Origin of the sequence: Streptomyces noursei ATCC 11455, from assembly GCF_001704275.1 — a bacterium.
In the GTDB taxonomy this organism is placed as follows: Bacteria; Actinomycetota; Actinomycetes; order Streptomycetales; family Streptomycetaceae; genus Streptomyces; species Streptomyces noursei.
Genome location: NZ_CP011533.1, coordinates 7,033,501 through 7,050,261, shown reverse-complemented (window position 1 = coordinate 7,050,261; position 16,761 = coordinate 7,033,501). Strand labels below are relative to the sequence as shown.

Below are 16,761 nucleotides of genomic sequence, written 5' to 3'. Positions count from 1 at the left end.
ATCAGTGCCCCATGCCCAATCCGCCGTCGACAGGAATGACGGCTCCGGTGATGTACGCGGCCTCCTCGGAGGCCAGGAAGCGGACCGAGGCGGCGACCTCCTCGGGCTGGGCGTAACGCGCCAGCGGCACCTGCTTCACGATGCTCTCCCGCTGCTCGTCGCTGAGCACCCGGGTCATGTCGGTGTCGACGAAGCCGGGGGCGACGACGTTGACGGTGATGTTGCGGCTGCCCAGCTCACGGGCGAGCGAGCGGGAGAAGCCGACCAGCGCGGCCTTGGAGGCGGCGTAGTTCGACTGCCCCGCCGCGCCCGTCAGGCCGACCACCGACGAGATCAGGACGATCCGGCCCTTACGGGCGCGCAGCATCGCCCGGTTGGCGCGCTTGACCACACGGAACGTGCCGGTCAGGTTGGTGTCGAGGACGGCGCTGAAGTCCTCCTCGGACATCCGCATCAGGAGCTGGTCGCGGGTGATGCCGGCGTTGGCCACCAGCACCTCGACCGGACCCTGCTTCTCCTCGATCTCCTTGTACGCCTGCTCGACCTGCTCGGCGTCCGTGATGTCGCACTTCACGGCCAAAAATCCCGCCGGGGGCTCGCCCGAGCGGTAGGTGATGGCGACCTTGTCGCCTGCCTCGGCGAAGGCGCGGGCAATGGCGAGGCCGATGCCGCGGTTGCCTCCGGTGACCAGAACCGAGCGGCTCAAGAGATCACCCTTTCCGTGTCCTGTCCGTCTTGCGTTCGGTACGAAACTATCGGTCGGGGCGCCCTTCCGGGGAATCGAGGCCACACAGCGGCACGCCCCGGTTCACTGTCGGGTCCCCACAGAAGCACGGCATGATGCACCCGCCGACTACGGGAGGATGCCGTGCCAGCCGCACCCCATGACCTTGACCAGACCTTCCTCGCGCTGCCGCTGCGCGCACTGGCCGACGCCGCACTGGCGCGGGCCCGCGCACTGGGCGCGGAACACGCCGACTTCCGCCTGGAACGGGTGCGCAGCGCGATGTGGCGCCTGCGGGACGCCCGCACGTCGGCCACCTCCGACACCACCGACCTGGGCTATGCGGTGCGCGTGGTGCACAACGGCGCCTGGGGCTTCGCCGCCGGCGTCGACCTGACGATGGACGCCGCCGCGCGGGTGGCCGGCCAGGCGGTGGCGATGGCGAAGCTGTCCGCCAAGGTGGCCGAGGCGGCGGGCACCAGTACGGGCGGGAAGGTGGAGCTGGCCGACGAGCCCGTCCACCCGGACCGCACCTGGGTCTCCTCGTACGAGATCGACCCGTTCGACGTCCCGGATGCCGAGAAGACCGGGCTGTTGGCGGAGTGGAGCGCCCGGCTGCTGGCGGCACCGGGCGTGGCGCACGTCGACGCGCAGCTGCTGGCCGCGCAGGAGAACAAGTTCTATGCGGACACCGCCGGTACCAGCACCACCCAGCAGCGGATCCGGCTGCATCCGGAGTTGACCGCGGTCGCGGTGGACCCGGCCACCGGTGACTTCGAGTCGATGCGCACCCTCGCGCCGCCGGTCGGCCGCGGCTGGGAGTACCTGACCGGCGGCTACGACTGGGTGGGCGAGCTGGACCGGATGCCCGAGCACCTCGCCGAGAAGCTGCGCGCCCCGAGCGTCGAGCCCGGCAGCTACGACCTGGTGATCGACCCGTCCAACCTCTGGCTGACGATCCACGAGTCGATCGGCCACGCCACCGAGCTGGACCGGGCGCTGGGCTACGAGGCGGCGTACGCCGGTACCTCGTTCGCCACCTTCGACCAGCTCGGTTCGCTGGTCTACGGCTCGCCGATCATGCAGGTCACCGGCGACCGGACCGCCGAGCACGGGCTCGCCACGATCGGCTACGACGACGAGGGCGTGGCCGCCCAGTCCTGGGACCTGATCAGGGACGGCATCCTCACCGGCTACCAACTCGACCGCAGAATGGCGAAGTTGACCGGCTTCCCGCGCTCCAACGGCTGCGCGTACGCGGACTCCCCCAGCCATGTGCCGGTCCAGCGGATGGCCAACGTCTCGCTCCGTCCGGCGCCGGACGGCCCGTCCACCGAGGAGCTGATCGCCGGGGTGGAGCGCGGGATCCATCTCGTCGGCGACCGCTCGTGGTCCATCGACATGCAGCGCTACAACTTCCAGTTCACCCAGCAGCGGGCGTACCTCATCCGGAACGGGCGGTTGGCCGGGCAGCTGCGGGACGTCGCCTACCAGGCCACCACCACCGACTTCTGGGGGTCGATGGTCGCGCTCGGTGGCCCGCAGACCTACGTCCTGGGCGGCGCCTTCAACTGCGGCAAGGCCCAGCCGGGCCAGATCGCGGCGGTCTCCCACGGCTGTCCCTCGGCGGTCTTCGAGGGCGTGAACGTGCTCAACACGACACAGGAGGCAGGACGATGAGCCCGCGCGGTACGCGCAGCAACCGGCCGTACGAGATCGTCGAGCGGGCGCTGGAGCTGTCCCGCGCCGACGGCTGTGCGGTCATCGCCGAGGAGCGCTCCAGCGCCAATCTGCGCTGGGCGGGCAATGCCCTCACCACCAACGGCACCACCCGCGGCCGGACGGTCACCGTGGTGGCGACCGTGGACGGCGCCCAGGGCACCGCGTCGGGGGTGGTCTCGCGGTCGGCGGTGACCGCGCAGGACCTGGAGCCGCTGGTGCGGGCCGCGGAGGCGGCCGCCCGGGACGCCGGTCCGGCCGAGGACGCCCGGCCGCTGGTCACCGGCGGCCGGCCGGCGGCCGACTTCACCGACGCCCCGGCCGAGACCTCCTCGGAGGTCTTCGCCGCGTTCGCCCCGGCCCTCGGGGAGTCCTTCCGGCAGGCCGCCGGCGGCGGCCGTGAGCTGTACGGCTTCGCCCAGCACACCGTCGTCTCGTCGTACCTGGGCACTTCCACCGGACTGCGGCTGCGGCACGACCAGCCGTCCGGGACGCTGGAGCTGAACGCCAAGTCGCCGGACCGCACCCGGTCGGCCTGGGCCGGCCGGGCCACCCGGGACTTCGCCGACACCGACCCGCGGGAGCTGGACGTCGAGCTGGCCCGGCGGCTGGGCTGGGCCGAGCGTCGGATCGAGCTGCCGGCCGGCCGCTACGACACGCTGCTGCCGCCCAGCACCGTCGCCGACCTGCTGATCTACCAGCAGTGGTCGGCCACCGCGCGGGACGCCGCCGAGGGCCGCACGGTCTTCTCCAAGGCCGGTGGCGGGGAGGGTGCCGGCCGGACCCGGGTCGGCGATCGGCTCTCCGCGCTGCCGCTGACGCTGCGCAGCGATCCGACGGCCCCCGGACTGGAGTGCGCGCCGTTCGTCCTGGCGCACTCCTCCGGCGCGGACGCTTCGGTCTTCGACAACGGGCTGCCGCTGACCGCCACCGAGTGGGTGCGCGAGGGGGTCCTGGACCGGCTGGTGGCCACCCGGCACGGCGCCGCGCTGACGGGGCTTCCGGTGGCCCCGGCCATCGACAACCTCCTGTTGGAGGGCGGCGGTTCGGGGACCCTCGACGAGATGGTGGCCGCGGCGGGCCACGACGGCCCGACGCTGCTGCTGACCTGCATGTGGTATATCCGCGAGGTCGATCCGGCGACGCTGCTGCTGACCGGGCTCACCCGGGACGGCGTCTATCTGGTCGAGAACGGCGAGGTCGTCGGCGAGGTCAACAACTTCCGGTTCAACGAGTCGCCGGTGGACCTGCTGGGCCGGGCGGTGGCGGCGGGCCGCACCGAGCGGACGCTGTCGCGGGAGTGGGGCGACTACTTCCCGCGGACCGCGATGCCGCCGCTGCGGGTGCCGGACTTCAACATGAGTTCGGTCAGCCGGGGCGTGTGAGGGTCCGCCGCCGCCCGGCCCCCGGGTGGCGGCGCGGCCGGGGGCCGGGGTCGGGGCGGTGCGGGGCGCCGCCCGCCCCGACCTGCGTCCGGGTGGGCGGATATCGCGGTGAGCGGCGCATCCCGGCCTAATAGACTGTCGCTCTGTCCTCCCCTCGGGGAACCACGATCGATCAGGAACGCCATGACACGCCTCGGCGAATCCGTCGCCCGCGCCAGCACGCTGCTCTCCGCCGACCTCTCCTCGGACGCCACCGTCCGGGAGCTGCTCCAGGAGACCGGTGAGCGGCGCTATCTCGACCTGACGGACCTGTCGTCCAAGGAGCAGGCCGAACTGATCGCGTCCCGGACGGTCGAGGTGCTGCCGGGCGTCACGAAGCTGGCCGAGCGGATCGAGGAGCGCCGGGCGGCCGGCAAGGGTCTGCACGTCAAGCTGGGCATCGACCCGACGGCGACCGATGTGCACCTGGGGCACGCGGTGCCGCTGATCATCCTGAGCCGGTTCCAGCGCCTCGGCCACGACGTCACCCTCATCATCGGCGACTTCACCGCCAAGATCGGCGACCCGTCGGGCCGTACGGCCGAGCGCCCGCCGCTGACCGACGACGACATCGCGCACAACCTCGCCACCTACCGCGAGCAGGTGCGCCCGTTCTTCGACTTCGAGAAGGTCAGCTTCCGGCAGAACAGCGAGTGGCTGGCGCCGTACACCTTCCCGGAGCTGCTGGGGCTGCTCGCCCAGGTGCCGGCCTCGCAGCTGTTGCAGCGCGAGGACTTCCGCAACCGGCTGGCGGCCGGCTCGGGCCTGACCATGACCGAGCTGCTGTACCCGATCGCGCAGGGCCTGGACTCGGTGGCGCTGGAGTGCGACGTGGAGCTGGGCGGCTCCGACCAGCTGCTCAACCTCCAGATGGGTCGCAAGCTGATGGAGCTGCGCGGGCAGCGGCCGCAGCTGGTGGTGACCATGCCGCTGATCGAGGGCACGGACGGCACCGGCGCCAAGATGTCGAAGTCCAAGGGCAATTACGTCGGGCTGAGCTCGCCCGCCGACGATGTCTTCGGCAAGATCATGTCGGTGCCGGACCGGCTGATGGAGCCGTACCTCAAGGCATGGACGGAGTGGACGGACGAGGAGATCGCCCTCGTCCTGGGTCGGGTCGGTGACCGCTCACTGCACCCGATGGACCTCAAGAAGGTCCTCGCGGGCGAGGTCGTGGCGGCGCTCTACGGGCTGGACGCAGCGATGGCGGCCCGCGCCGGTTTCGTGGCGCAGTTCTCCAAGAAGTCGTTCGGGGACGTGGAGTCCCTGCCGGTCGTGGACGCCGGCGAGCACGGCGCCCTGACGGTCGCGGCGGTGCTGACGACGGTGCTGGAGTTCACCCCGAGCGCCTCGGCGGCGCGGCGGTTGGCGAAGCAGAACGCGCTGCGGCTGGTGGTCGAGGGCGGGTCCGGCCAGTCGACGGTGGTGCTGGCCGAGGCCGACGCGGTGCGGCCGCTCTCCGAGGTCCTCGCGGAGAAGCTGTCCGACGCCGAGGGCGTGGCCTACCTGAAGGCCGGGCGCAAGCTCGCCCAGGTCGAGGGCCGCTAGGGCTCTGGGAACAGACGGGCGCGCGTCGCCTTTCCGCGGGGGCGGGGAGGTCGACGCGCGCCTACGTCGTTCGGGGTACCGCCGCGTACGCCGACGGCACGACCCGGTCTCGTCGCGTGGGAAAGGGCGGCGTACCGTGGGATCTGACCGGAATGCGGGGAGAATCCGGCGGGACCGAGCAGGTGGTGGAACGTGATGCGGAAGCAGAGCGGCGGCGTCGAAACCTTCCGGATCACGGGGGCCCGTCAGGGGCTGACCGAGGACGTGCGGGGTCGCCAGCGGCGCTATGTGATCTCGATGGCGGTGCGGACCCTGGCCGTGGTGCTCACCGCGGTGCTCTGGAACGTCGAGCGGCCGATTGCCATTGCAACGCTCGTGATCGGCATGGGACTCCCGTACATCGCGGTGGTGATCGCCAACGCCGGTCGGGAGAACGTCCCTTCGCTGCCGTCGACGCTGGTCACGCCCACGCGTCCGGCGCTGACCGAGGGCCGCGCGGAATCCGTTGCGGAACGGCCCGCGGAGGGGCGTTCGCAGTCGCGGGACGAACGGGGCTGAGTGCCGCGGGGCGCGGCGGGCACAGCAAAGCTCAAGAAAAGCTCAGATCAATCATGCGGTTCGGCTGCACCGCGCACCATTCCCCATGACATACTGCGTACGCGCTCCGCATCCCCCGTCGGAGCGACGGACCGACGCCGGGCGGCTCCCCCCGTGGCTGCCCGGCGTCGTCATGTCCGCAGCGGGAGTTGGCGATGTCGTACGGAAGAGGGCGACGGGGCGCTCACGGGGCGGGACGTAGGGTTGAGGAGTGAACTCCCCGAACGATCCCGAGACTCTCACCATCTGCTCCGCCAAGGGCTGCCACGCCGCCGCGGTGTGGGTGGTGGCCTGGAACAACCCCAAGTTGCACACTCCGGACCGGCGCAAGACCTGGCTGGCGTGCGACGAGCACCGGGAGCATCTGTCGCAGTTCCTCGCCGTGCGCGGGTTCCTCAAGGACGTGGTGACGTTGGAGGAGTGGGAGCGGCGGTCAGCCGCCGATGGCTGACATCGGGCGCTCCGGCTGGAGGAAGGCGGGGTCGTCGAGACCGGATCCCGCCTTTTTGCCCCACATGGCCAGCTTCCAGATGCGGGCTATCTCGGCGTCGGGGGCACCGGAGCGCAGTGCGGCGCGCAGGTCCGTCTCCTCGGTGGCGAAGAGGCAGGTGCGGATCTGACCGTCGGCGGTGAGCCGGGTGCGGTCGCAGGCGCGACAGAAGGGGCGGGTCACCGACCCGATCACGCCGACGCGGTGCGGACCGCCGTCGACGACCCAGCGCTCGGCGGGGGCGGAGCCGCGCTCGTCCTGGCCCTCGGGGGTGAGGGTGAAGCGGGTGCGCAGCGAGTCCAGGATGTCGCCGGCGGTGATCATTCCGTCGCGCTGCCAGCCGTGTTGGGCGTCGAGCGGCATCTGCTCGATGAACCGCAGCTCGTAGTCGTGGGCGACGGCCCAGGCCAGGAGGTCGGGGGCCTCGTCGTCGTTGAGGCCGGGCATCAGGACGGTGTTGACCTTGACCGGGGTGAGGCCGGCGGCGCGGGCGGCTTCGAGGCCGCGGAGGACGTCGGCGTGCCGCTTGCGGCGGGTCAGGGCGGTGAAGACGTCGGGCCGGAGGGTGTCGAGGGAGACGTTGACGCGGTCCAGGCCGGCGGCGCGCAGGGCGGCGGCGGTGCGTTCCAGGCCGATGCCGTTGGTGGTCAGCGACATCTGGGGGCGGGGGGCGAGGGCGGCGACCCGCTCGACGATGCCGACCAGGCCGGGGCGGAGCAGCGGCTCGCCGCCGGTGAAGCGGACCTCCTCGACGCCGAGGTCGCGGACGGCGACGGTGATCAGGCGGACTATCTCGTCGTCGGTCAGCAGGTCGGGCTTGGCGAGCCACTGCAGGCCCTCTTCGGGCATGCAGTAGGTGCACCGCAGATTGCACCGATCGGTGAGCGAGACCCGCAGGTCGGTGGCGACGCGGCCGTAGGTGTCGATGAGCACTGGGCCCCCTCCCCGAGAGTGTGGATCGGTCTGTCGATCAGTACGCCTCCGAGACTACGCGATGGGTCCGACCGTGAGGAGGCGTGAGAAGCACGAGGTGGGCGGGGTGACCTCGTAGATCTCTACGAGGTCACCCCGCCCGTCGGCTGTAGGGACGGCTCAGTGCCCGTGGGGAGGGGTCAGTGGGCGCCGGTGCCGGTCAGGGAGCGGACTTCGAGTTCGGCGTACTTGGCGGCGTCCGGTTGTTCCTTGGAGAGCAGGGAGCCGAGCCAGCCGAGGAGGAAGCCCAGGGGGATGGAGATCAGGCCGGGGTTCTCCAGGGGGAACACCGCGAAGTGGGCGCCGGGGAACATCGAGGTCTCCTTGCCGGAGACGACGGGCGAGAAGAGGACGAGGAGGACGGAGGCGAACAGGCCGCCGTAGATGGACCAGAGGGCGCCCTGGGTGGTGAAGCGCTTCCAGAAGAGGCTGTAGAGGAGGGTCGGGAGGTTGGCGGAGGCGGCGACCGCGAAGGCGAGCGCCACCAGGCCGGCGACGTTCAGGCTGCGGGCGAAGACGCCGAGGACGATGGCGACCGCGCCGATGCCGACGGTCGCCCAGCGGGCCGCGCCGACCTCTTCCTTCTCGGTGGCCTGCCCCTTGCGGAGGACGTTGACGTAGATGTCGTGGGCGAAGGAGGAGGACGAGGCGAGGGTGAGGCCGGCGACCACGGCGAGGATGGTGGCGAAGGCGACGGCGGAGATGACGGCGAGCAGGACGGCGCCGCCGGTGGAGCCCGCGCCGCCGCCGATCTCCTGGGCCAGGAGCGGGGCCGCGGTGTTGCCGGCCTTGTTGTCGTGGGTGATGACGCCGGGCTTGAGGAGGGCCGCGGCGCCGAAGCCGAGGGCCAGGGTCATCAGGTAGAAGACACCGATGATGCCGATCGCCCAGTTCACCGACTTCCGGGCGGCCTTGGCGGTGGGGACCGTGTAGAAGCGGATGAGGATGTGCGGCAGGCCCGCGGTGCCCAGGACGAGGGCGAGGCCCAGCGAGATGAAGTCGATCTTCGAGGTGGCGGTGGCGCCGTACTTGAGGCCAGGCTCCAGGAAGGCGGAGCCCTTGCCGCTGTTCTCGGCCGCGGCGCCGAGCAGCGCGGAGGGGTTGAAGTGGAACTTCCATGCCACCAGGAAGGTGATCAGCAAGGTGCCGGCGATCAGCAGGACTGCCTTGATCATCTGGACCCAGGTGGTGCCCTTCATGCCGCCGATGGTGACGTAGAGGATCATCACGATGCCGACGAGGACGACGACGAGGATCTTGCCGGTCTCGCTGGTGATGCCCAGGAGCAGGGTCACCAGGGCGCCGGCGCCGGCCATCTGCGCGAGCAGGTAGAAGATCGAGACGACGATGGTGGAGGTGCCGGCGGCGGTCCGGACGGGGCGTTGGCGCATCCGGTAGGCGAGCACGTCGCCCATGGTGAAGCGGCCGGAGTTGCGCAGCGGTTCGGCGACGAGGAGGAGCGCGACGAGCCAGGCGACGAGGAAGCCGATGGAGTAGAGGAAGCCGTCGTAGCCGAAGAGGGCGATGGCGCCGGCGATGCCGAGGAAGGACGCGGCGGACATGTAGTCGCCGGAGATGGCCAGGCCGTTCTGGAATCCGCTGAACTGCCGTCCGCCGGCGTAGAAGTCGTCCGTGCCCTTGGTCTGCCGGCCGGCCCAGACGGTGAGGCCGAGGGTGGCGGCGACGAAGACGGCGAAGAGGGTGACGATCAGGGTGCGGTGCTCGCCGGCGGCACCGGCGGCGAGGTGCGGGGTGAGGTTCATGCGCCGGCCTCCTGTACGTCGGTCTGCTCGGGGCCGTCCCCCGGGGCGTCGGCCTGTGCCGCGCCGGCCTGCCGGGCGGCGGTCCGCGGGGCAGCGGCCTGCGGGGCGGGGGCTGTGCCCTCCAGGCGGGCCTTGATGGCCTCGGCGCGGGGGTCGAGCCGGGCGGCGGCGTGCCGGGAGTACCACCAGGCGATCAGGAACGTGGTGACGAACTGGGCGATGCCGAGCACGAGGGCGACGTTGAGGTGGCCCGCGACCCTGGTGGCCATGAAGTCGCCGGCGTAGCTCGACAGCAGCACATAGCCGAGGTACCAGAGGACGAAGGCGAGGGTGAGCGGGAAGGCGAACGAGCGGTGTGCGCGCCGGAGTTCGGCGAACTCCGGACTCGACTGCACCTGTGGGTAGTCGGGCGGGTCGTGCTGCCCCGGGTCGGCGTTGGGTGCGGTGATCACGAAGTCTCCTGACGCTCGATGAGCTGGTACGAGGCCGACGATAAGGCCCGGATAAGTGACGTGGATCACGCATCGTAGGGCGGCCGGGCGCGATGCGACAGACGATGGATGGTTGAATTCCCGAAGAAATCGGGGGAATGGGTGCACCGGCCGCCACCGCTCGGGCGACGCTTCGTTGACCGGTCATGACTCCGCCGCCCTCACCGGACCCGGCTCCGCACGCCCCCCGCCGGCGCCCGTACGGCAGCGTCCGGCTGTCCGCGCCGATCGCCGTCGCTCCGGCGCGACCGCACCCCGGGGCGGGCGCCCGGCGCTGGTACGGCCCGCGGGTCCCGCTGCCGCCGCTGAGCATGGGCACCCTGCGGCGGCGCGGCGGGGCGGGCCGCCGGGACTGAGGCCGGGGGCGACGCCCGGGGCGCGCGCCGCGTCGCGCCGCCGCGCCGCCCGTGCGTCTCCGCGCACCCTCGCGCGCGCCGACCGGCCGTCCGGCGGTCGCCTGACTGCCCGTCAATATGCTGCTCCTGAGCGGTTTTCTCCGCGTTCCATTGTTGTGCGCCGGTGATCGCCGATAGCTTCACCTGTCGTGTAACCGCCCGTGCGCGTCCCGCGCCCGGGCGGTCCGACGGATGAGGTGGAGTACCCCATGGCACGTCCCCTTGCACATCCCCGGAACAGACGCCTGCGGGCCCTGGCCGTACCGCTCGGGCTGGCGCTGACCGCGACGACCGGGTTCCTCGGCGCCCTGCCCGACGCGGCCGGCGCCGCACCCCAGGACAGTGGCCCGCTGCTGTCGTACGTCGTGAACACCGCCCCCGGCCACGCCACGGTCGACAAGGTCGAGCAGGCGATAGTCCGGGCCGGCGGCAAGGTGATCACCGCCCACGAGCGGATAGGCGTGATCGTCGCCCACTCGGCCAACCCGCGGTTCGCCGCCACCGTCCGGACGGTGGCGGGCGTGCAGTCGGCGGGCGCGACCCGCACCGCGCCGCTCAAGCAGTCCGGCACCACCGACTTCGGCAAGCCGCAGCGGCTGACCGCGGCCCAACTCGCCGCGGCCGAGCGGACCGCCAGGGCCAAGGGCGAGGAGCCGCTGGAGCCGCTCCAGTGGGACATCCGCGCCATCAAGGCCGACCGGGCGGCCAAGGTGAACCCCGGCAGCCCCAAGGTGACCGTGGCGGTCATCGACACCGGCGTGGACGACACCCACCCGGACCTCAAGCCGAACTTCTCGGCCCGGCAGTCCGCCAACTGCGTGGGCGGGGTGCCCGACACCTCCCCCGGGGCCTGGCGACCCTACGACCCGGTCGGCGACGCGCACGGCACGCATGTGGCGGGCACCATCGCCGCGGCCCGCAACGGCATCGGGGTGACCGGTGTCGCGCCGGGCGTGAAGGTCTCCGCCATCAAGGTGAGCGAGCCCAGGACCAGCTTCTTCTATGCGGAGAGCGTGGTCTGCGCCTTCGTCTTCGCCGCCGACCACGGCGTCCAGGTCACCAACAACAGCTATTACGTCGACCCGTGGATGTTCAACTGCAAGGACGACGCCGACCAGGCGGCCATCATCGACGCGGTCGGCCGGGCGGCGAAGTACGCGCAGGACAAGGGAGTGGTGAACGTCGCCGCGGCGGGCAACGCCAACTCCGACCTCGGGGCCGACAAGCTCACCGACGCCAGCAGTCCCAACGACTCCACCCCGGTCAGCCGCGCCCTCAGCCCCAAGACCTGCTGGGACGTGCCGACCCAGCTGCCGGGGACGGTGACGGTCGCGGCGACCGGTTCGCACGGCCTGAAGTCCGGCTACTCCAACTACGGCCTCGGCCAGATCGACGTCGCGGCGCCGGGCGGCGACACCAAGCAGGTGCCCGAACCGCCCGCCAAGAACGGCAACGTCCTCTCCACCATCCCCGGTGGTGACTGGGCCTTCTACGCCGGTACGTCCATGGCCTCACCGCATGTCGCGGGCGTGGCGGCGCTCCTGAAGAGCACCCACCCGAAGGCGAGCGCGCAGGAGATCCAGTGGCTGCTCAAGGAGCAGGCCGACAACCCCGGCTGCCCGGCGGGTGACGCCACCTGCACCGGCACCCAGCAGGTCAACAGCCACTTCGGCTACGGGATCGTCAACGCGCTGAAGGCCGTGGAGTAGCCGCCGGCCCGGACCGCCGATGCGGCGGCCCGGGCGGCACGGCGGGCCGGGCGGTCGACCGCCCGGCCCGTCACGCCTCGCGCCCCAGGAAGGCGGCGAGCCGGTCCGCCGCGGCGGCGCCGGGCGGCGCGGGCCGCTCCGGGGCGAACGAGCCGCCCTCGGTGCGGGGCGCGGCCCCGTAGATCCGGCGCGCCGCCGCCAGGGTCTCCTCGGCGACCTCCGGTGCCAGTGCGGTCGGCGCGCCGAGCGCCCGTGCCAAGTCCCAGCCGTGCGCGAGGAGTTCGACGACCACCTGCTGGACGAGGAGCGCGCCGGGCGCCTCGTAGGGGCCGAAGGTCCGCTCCGTCATCCCGCTGCTCCGGAAGGCGGCGAGCGCGGCCCGGGCAGACTCCTCGAAGGCGGCACGGGGGTCGTCGCCGAGATGGTCGGCGGTGTGGTCGGTGCGTGGCATCCCCTCGGCGATGGAGGTGACCATCAGGCTCTCCCACACCATGTGGTCGAGCAGTTCCCGGACGGTCCAGTCGGCGCACGGCGTGGGCCGCGCGAGGTCCGCCGGCCGCACCTGCGCGACCAGCGCGCCGACCGCGTGGACGACCCGTTGGTAGGCGTACAGCACCCGCTCCGGGTCGGGGGTGCCGAACGCGGCGCGGTCCACCAGGACGGGGGTGCGGTGGGCGCGCAGCGCGGCGGCGGTCCAGGCGCCGGCGGTCTCCCAACGGGGCGGCGCGGGGCGGCCGGTGGCGGTGCACAGTAGTCGCCAGTAGCGCGCGACGAGGGGTTCGGCGACGGTCTCCAACTGCTCCAGCAGACGGGTCCGGGCGGCCGGGCCGTCCTCGGCGGGCGGGGGGTCCTCGACGGGCGGGGCTTTCTGGGTGGGGAGCCAGGCGGCGACCAGCTCCGCGACGATCGGCTCGGCGGCCGGCGAGTCCGGCGCGATGCCGTCGGCGACGGCGGCCTCGGCGCGGGCGTGCATCAGGGCGGCGACCCGCTCGGCGGCCCTGGTGTCGGCCGCCGAGCGGCCGTCGGGCGTGGGGGTGCCGGGCGCCGTTCGGGCGCTGTAGACGGCCAGGCGGCGCAGGGCGGCGCGGAACTCCGGATCGCGGACCAGGGAGGCCAGTTCGTTCCAGGCGTGGAGCTGGTCGGGGGTGGGGTCGTCGGGCAGATCGGGGGTGGCGGCCAGCAGGCCGCTGCGGTAGGCGGGGGCGGGTACGCCGTCCAGCGCGTCGTCGATGACGTCGGCGACGATGCGGCGGCGTTCCTCGGCGGTCAGGCGGGCCTTACGTTGTTGGGCGGGTTGATCGAGCCATTCGTAGGGTTGGGTCGCCCAGGGGTGCTGGGTGTGGCTATCAGGCGGCTGCCGTCCGTGGCTGAACTCGCTTCGCCGCCCGGCACCCCACGACGACCAGGCCGCTGATTGGGAAGTGCGAACGAGTCGCTGTGTAAGGCAATGCCGGCGAGGTCGTCTGTGGTACGCACTGCAACGACGACCGTCTGGAGCATGATGAGCCGGGTATGGGCCGGGATCGACAGCGGCAAGACCCACCACCATTGCGTCGTCCTGGACGCCGACGGCGCCAAGCTGCTGTCGCGCCGGGTGGCCAACGACGAGCCGGAGCTCCTCCAGCTCCTTGCAGACGTCCTCGGACTCGCGGACGACGCAACGTGGGCGGTGGACATGGCCGACGGCGGTGCCGCACTGCTGATTGCACTGCTGGTCAACCACGATCAGGAACTGCTCTACATCCCCGGCCGCGCGGTCAACCGGGCCGCCGACGGCTACCGAGGCGAAGGCAAGACCGACGCCCGCGACGCGCTCGTCATCGCCGACCAGGCCCGCGTCCGCCGTGACCTGAAGCCCATACGTCCCAGCGACGAGATCACCGCGGAGCTGAAGCTGTTCACCGCGCGCCGCACCGACCTCGCATGCGACCGTAACCGGTCGATCAACCGCTTGCGTGCCACGCTGACCAGCATGTTTCCCGCACTGGAACGCGCGCTGGATCTGACCACCAAGGGGCCGCTGGTGCTGCTGACGGGCTATCAGACCCCGCTGGCAATCCGTCGCGTGGGCCTGACCCGTCTCACCAAGTGGCTGAGCGTCCGCAACGTTCGCAATGCGGAGTCCCTGGCCACCGCTGCGGTCAGAGCCGCCGAGCGGCAGCACACCGCCGTCCCCGGCGAAGCGGCCATCGCCTCGCTGGTGGGTGCGCTGGTCGAGGAGGTGATGGCCCTCAACGAGAAGATCGCGGACGTCGACAAGCTCATCGAGGGCCGGTTTCGCCGCCACGAACTCGCCGAAGTGATCACCAGCATGCCGGGAATTGGCTCCCTGCTGGGCGCAGAATTCCTGGCCGCCGTGGGCAGCGACATGGCATCCTTCGCCACCCCGGACCGGCTGGCCGCCTTCGCCGGCCTGGCTCCCGCCCCGCACGACTCCGGGAAGTCCCACGGCAACCTGCACCGACCGCAGCAGTACCACCGCGGCCTCCAGCGGGTCTTCTACACCTCCGCGCTGATCAGCATCCGCAGCGACCCGAACTCGCGCCGCTTTTACGACCGCAAACGCGCTGAGGGGAAGCGCCACATCCAAGCCGTCCTCGCGCTTGCCCGCCGACGAGTCAACGTCTTCTGGGCTCTGATCCGTGACCGTCGGTGTTACCAAGTGATACCTCCAGTCACTCATGCGGCTTGACTTCCAGATTGGGAAGCGAGTCGGGTCATCTGCGGCAGTTCCTCTGCTGCGGTGCCCCCCGCGGCCACCGCCCGGAGGACGGCGCGCTGCGCGCGCAGCGCGGCGATCTGCGCGTCCAGGGCGTCCGCGGAACGCGCCGCCGTGTCGGCGAGGGTGCGTTCGCGGTGCAGGACGGCGCGGATCGCCGCCGTCCCGACGCCCAGGTCGCGCAGGCTGCGCACGATCTCCAGGCGGGCCGGGGCGTCCGGTCCGTAGCGGCGGTAGCCCGCGGGGGTGCGGGCGGCGGGCGGCAGCAGGTCCTGATCCGACCAGTTCCTTATCGTCTTGACGGAGATTCCGGTCAGGCGCGACAGCGCGCCGATCGAGAGCAGTCCCGTGCCGTCCTCGTACATGCCCCCACCTTCGGGTCTCCCACGGGGGGAGACTCAAGGGGCACGGTACGCGACCGTCGGGCGGGGCTCCGCTGACTCCGGTGCGTCCGGACCCGCCGCGGCCGCCAACACCCCGATGGCGAGGGCGTATTGGGCCGACGTGTAGGTGAGCATGATCCAGAACTGGGGGGCGGGCAGCTGGGGCCAGCGGGCGATGCCGCCGGCGATCAGGGAGTCGGAGAGCAGGAAGAGCAGCCCGCCGACGGCGACCAGGGGACCGCCCCGGAGCGCGCCGAACGCCATCGCGGTGAGCAGCAGGCTGTAGCCGGCCACGGGGATCCGCAGGGCGGCCGGCAGGTCGGGCCAGAGCAGCAGCACGGTGGCGACCAGGGCCGCCGCGTACAGCCCGGCGGCCAGCGCGGTGCGCGCCCTGCGACCGCTGATCGGGCCGCCGTGCCGGGCGAAGAGCAGCAGGTAGCAGAGGTGTCCGGCGGCGAACGACCCCATCCCGACGCGGAACGCGGTCTCGCCGCCGATCTGGAGGAAGGTGTCGCCGCCGCAGCCGAACAGCAGCGCCCCGGCCAGCAGCGGTGGCCCGCCGCGGAGCAGGACGTGGGCGGCCAGCAGCGGCATCAGGGCCGGCTTGGTGACGTGGACGGCGGTGTCCGCCAGGGTCGCGAGGCCGTCGCCGGGCGCGGCGGCGGCGTGCGCCACGAGGGCGGCGAGGTGGCCGACGGCCAGGACGGCGAAGGCGACGAGCAGGGCCCGTGCGGCGCGCGGGCGGGGCGCGAGCGGGCTCACGCGGCGGTCTCCCCCACGGCCGGCTCGGCGGCGCTCCGGTCCGCGGCCGGGCGGCTGCCGGTGGGCGCGCCGGCCCGCTCCGCCGCGGCGGCGACGGCCGCGGCCTCGGCGGCCCGGACCCGGGCCGGCTGCCAGCCGGGCCCGCGGAACACCCGCCCGGCGCGCTCGCCCCAGCTCTCCGCGGCCCGGATGTCGCGGGCGATGGCGGCGTACTCGTGGGTGGCGACCCGCAGCGGGTTGTGGGTCTTGATGTTCTTGGTGAGGCCGTAGACGGGCCGGTCGGTCTCGGGGACGAACGAGCCGAACATCCGGTCCCAGACGATCAGGATGCCGCCGAAGTTGCGGTCCAGGTAGCCGCCTTGGGAGGCGTGGTGGACACGGTGGTGCGAGGGCGTGTTGAACACGAACTCGACGGGGCGGGGCAGTTTGCCGATCCGCTCGGTGTGCACCCAGAACTGGTAGACGAGGTTGGCGCCGGAGGTGAAGGCGATCGCCGCCGGGTGCACGCCCAGCGCGACCATCGGCACGTAGAACGGCCAGACCGTCCACGTCGTCCAAGGCTGCCGCAGCGCGGTGGTGAAGTTGAACTTCTCGCTGGAGTGGTGGACCACGTGGCAGGCCCACAGGACGCGGACGACGTGGTGGCCGCGGTGCGACCAGTAGTAGAAGAAGTCCTGGGCGAGCAGCATCAGGAGCACCGTCCACCACAGGACGGGGACGCGCAGCGGGGTCAGCTCGTAGACCGCGGCGTAGATCGCCACGATCGGTATCTTCCACAGCGCGTCGAAGACCAGGCTGCCCAGCCCCATGGTGATGCTGGTCGCCGCGTCCTTGGTCTCGTAGCCCTGGGCGTCCTCGTCGGGGTGCAGGCGGTAGCTCACCATCTCGACGACGGTGAGCAGGACGAAGGCGGGTACGGACCACAACACGACATCGGGCAGGTGCGGCATGCCCCGCACCATAAGTGCGCCGACGGGCGTACCGCTAGAGGTTGTTACTCAGAAGTATGTAAGACGTGGTGTCAGCTTCGGGCCGGGGCGTACCGGCGGTAGCCCGCTGTGCGGC

Annotated in this window: 16 protein-coding genes; 8 read left to right on the top strand and 8 right to left on the bottom strand. The window is 72.0% G+C overall.

Going from position 1 to position 16,761, the window contains the following annotated elements; genetic code table 11:
• Nucleotide 1: 1 nt before the first annotated feature.
• Nucleotides 2-706, bottom strand: coding sequence for a 3-oxoacyl-[acyl-carrier-protein] reductase (gene fabG / locus SNOUR_RS29915; protein ID WP_067353120.1), 705 nt, complete (start codon nt 704-706; stop codon nt 2-4).
• Nucleotides 707-868: 162 nt separating this feature from the next.
• On the opposite strand from fabG, the gene SNOUR_RS29910 reads away from it, so the two are divergent.
• The 5 genes from SNOUR_RS29910 (at nt 869) to SNOUR_RS29890 (ending at nt 6,463) form a co-directional block, all read left to right on the top strand.
• Nucleotides 869-2,404 (top strand): TldD/PmbA family protein, encoded by a 1,536-nt coding sequence (locus SNOUR_RS29910; protein WP_067353118.1) that lies wholly within the window; start codon nt 869-871, stop codon nt 2,402-2,404.
• Nucleotides 2,401-3,828: a metallopeptidase TldD-related protein gene (locus SNOUR_RS29905; RefSeq protein ID WP_067353115.1), complete on the top strand. Its 1,428-nt coding sequence runs from the start codon at nt 2,401-2,403 to the stop codon at nt 3,826-3,828. The genes SNOUR_RS29910 and SNOUR_RS29905 overlap by 4 nt, the downstream gene beginning before the upstream one ends.
• Before the next feature lie 183 nt (nt 3,829-4,011).
• Nucleotides 4,012-5,415: a tyrosine--tRNA ligase gene (gene tyrS / locus SNOUR_RS29900; protein WP_067353112.1), complete on the top strand. Its 1,404-nt coding sequence runs from the start codon at nt 4,012-4,014 to the stop codon at nt 5,413-5,415.
• 195 nt (nt 5,416-5,610) lie between these two features.
• Nucleotides 5,611-5,973, top strand: coding sequence for a DUF3099 domain-containing protein (locus SNOUR_RS29895; RefSeq protein ID WP_067353109.1), 363 nt, complete (start codon nt 5,611-5,613; stop codon nt 5,971-5,973).
• A 250-nt stretch (nt 5,974-6,223) separates the two neighbouring features.
• Complete coding sequence (locus SNOUR_RS29890; protein ID WP_067353107.1) at nt 6,224-6,463, top strand: hypothetical protein; 240 nt, start codon at nt 6,224-6,226, stop codon at nt 6,461-6,463.
• On the opposite strand, the gene moaA is transcribed toward SNOUR_RS29890, so the two are convergent.
• The 3 genes from moaA to SNOUR_RS29875 all read right to left on the bottom strand — a co-directional run bounded on the left by moaA (nt 6,446) and on the right by SNOUR_RS29875 (nt 9,689).
• Nucleotides 6,446-7,435 (bottom strand): GTP 3',8-cyclase MoaA, encoded by a 990-nt coding sequence (gene moaA, locus SNOUR_RS29885; RefSeq protein ID WP_067353104.1) that lies wholly within the window; start codon nt 7,433-7,435, stop codon nt 6,446-6,448. The two genes, SNOUR_RS29890 and moaA, sit on opposite strands and share 18 nt — an antisense overlap.
• Nucleotides 7,436-7,614: 179 nt before the next feature.
• Nucleotides 7,615-9,237, bottom strand: coding sequence for a monocarboxylic acid transporter (locus tag SNOUR_RS29880; RefSeq protein WP_039637621.1), 1,623 nt, complete (start codon nt 9,235-9,237; stop codon nt 7,615-7,617).
• The gene (locus SNOUR_RS29875; RefSeq protein ID WP_067353101.1) at nt 9,234-9,689 is read right to left on the bottom strand and encodes a DUF485 domain-containing protein; all 456 of its coding nucleotides are present in this window, start codon (nt 9,687-9,689) and stop codon (nt 9,234-9,236) included. The genes SNOUR_RS29880 and SNOUR_RS29875 overlap by 4 nt, the downstream gene beginning before the upstream one ends.
• Before the next feature lie 185 nt (nt 9,690-9,874).
• On the opposite strand from SNOUR_RS29875, the gene SNOUR_RS29870 reads away from it, so the two are divergent.
• Nucleotides 9,875-10,084 (top strand): hypothetical protein, encoded by a 210-nt coding sequence (locus tag SNOUR_RS29870; RefSeq protein ID WP_067353099.1) that lies wholly within the window; start codon nt 9,875-9,877, stop codon nt 10,082-10,084.
• A 248-nt stretch (nt 10,085-10,332) separates the two neighbouring features.
• On the top strand, nt 10,333-11,832 hold the full coding sequence (locus SNOUR_RS29865) for a S8 family serine peptidase (RefSeq protein ID WP_067353096.1): 1,500 nt from the start codon (nt 10,333-10,335) through the stop codon (nt 11,830-11,832).
• Between the two features lie 70 nt (nt 11,833-11,902).
• Here the strand turns inward: SNOUR_RS29865 and SNOUR_RS43445 are convergent, their stop codons facing one another.
• Complete coding sequence (locus tag SNOUR_RS43445; RefSeq protein ID WP_312634150.1) at nt 11,903-13,381, bottom strand: TIGR03086 family metal-binding protein; 1,479 nt, start codon at nt 13,379-13,381, stop codon at nt 11,903-11,905.
• Here SNOUR_RS43445 and SNOUR_RS29850 point away from each other — a divergent pair.
• A complete protein-coding gene (locus SNOUR_RS29850) occupies nt 13,334-14,524 on the top strand; it encodes an IS110 family RNA-guided transposase (protein ID WP_067343972.1) in 1,191 nt (396 codons plus the stop codon). The two genes, SNOUR_RS43445 and SNOUR_RS29850, sit on opposite strands and share 48 nt — an antisense overlap.
• Here the strand turns inward: SNOUR_RS29850 and SNOUR_RS29845 are convergent.
• From SNOUR_RS29845 to SNOUR_RS29835, 3 genes are read right to left on the bottom strand one after another with little or no spacing between them, the layout of a single operon-like run.
• A complete protein-coding gene (locus tag SNOUR_RS29845) occupies nt 14,512-14,916 on the bottom strand; it encodes a helix-turn-helix domain-containing protein (protein ID WP_067353090.1) in 405 nt (134 codons plus the stop codon). The two genes, SNOUR_RS29850 and SNOUR_RS29845, sit on opposite strands and share 13 nt — an antisense overlap.
• Nucleotides 14,917-14,949: 33 nt before the next feature.
• Nucleotides 14,950-15,696 carry a lysoplasmalogenase gene (locus SNOUR_RS29840; protein WP_067353088.1) on the bottom strand — a complete coding sequence of 249 codons (747 nt, stop codon included), beginning with the start codon at nt 15,694-15,696 and terminating at the stop codon, nt 14,950-14,952.
• Entirely contained in the window at nt 15,693-16,646 is a 954-nt protein-coding gene (locus SNOUR_RS29835; RefSeq protein ID WP_067353085.1) for a sterol desaturase family protein, read from the bottom strand. Before SNOUR_RS29835 ends, SNOUR_RS29840 begins: the two co-directional genes overlap by 4 nt.
• Nucleotides 16,647-16,761 lie beyond the last annotated feature (115 nt).

Coding starts and splice junctions, on each gene's coding strand:
- SNOUR_RS43445 (WP_312634150.1), bottom strand. CDS start 13,381: ATGGTGGTGGGTCTTGCCGCTGTCGATCCCGGCCCATACCCGGCTCAT.
- SNOUR_RS29870 (WP_067353099.1), top strand. CDS start 9,875: ATGACTCCGCCGCCCTCACCGGACCCGGCTCCGCACGCCCCCCGCCGG.
- SNOUR_RS29880 (WP_039637621.1), bottom strand. CDS start 9,237: ATGAACCTCACCCCGCACCTCGCCGCCGGTGCCGCCGGCGAGCACCGC.
- SNOUR_RS29895 (WP_067353109.1), top strand. CDS start 5,611: ATGCGGAAGCAGAGCGGCGGCGTCGAAACCTTCCGGATCACGGGGGCC.
- SNOUR_RS29865 (WP_067353096.1), top strand. CDS start 10,333: ATGGCACGTCCCCTTGCACATCCCCGGAACAGACGCCTGCGGGCCCTG.
- SNOUR_RS29835 (WP_067353085.1), bottom strand. CDS start 16,646: ATGCCGCACCTGCCCGATGTCGTGTTGTGGTCCGTACCCGCCTTCGTC.
- tyrS (WP_067353112.1), top strand. CDS start 4,012: ATGACACGCCTCGGCGAATCCGTCGCCCGCGCCAGCACGCTGCTCTCC.
- SNOUR_RS29905 (WP_067353115.1), top strand. CDS start 2,401: ATGAGCCCGCGCGGTACGCGCAGCAACCGGCCGTACGAGATCGTCGAG.
- SNOUR_RS29845 (WP_067353090.1), bottom strand. CDS start 14,916: ATGTACGAGGACGGCACGGGACTGCTCTCGATCGGCGCGCTGTCGCGC.
- SNOUR_RS29850 (WP_067343972.1), top strand. CDS start 13,334: ATGAGCCGGGTATGGGCCGGGATCGACAGCGGCAAGACCCACCACCAT.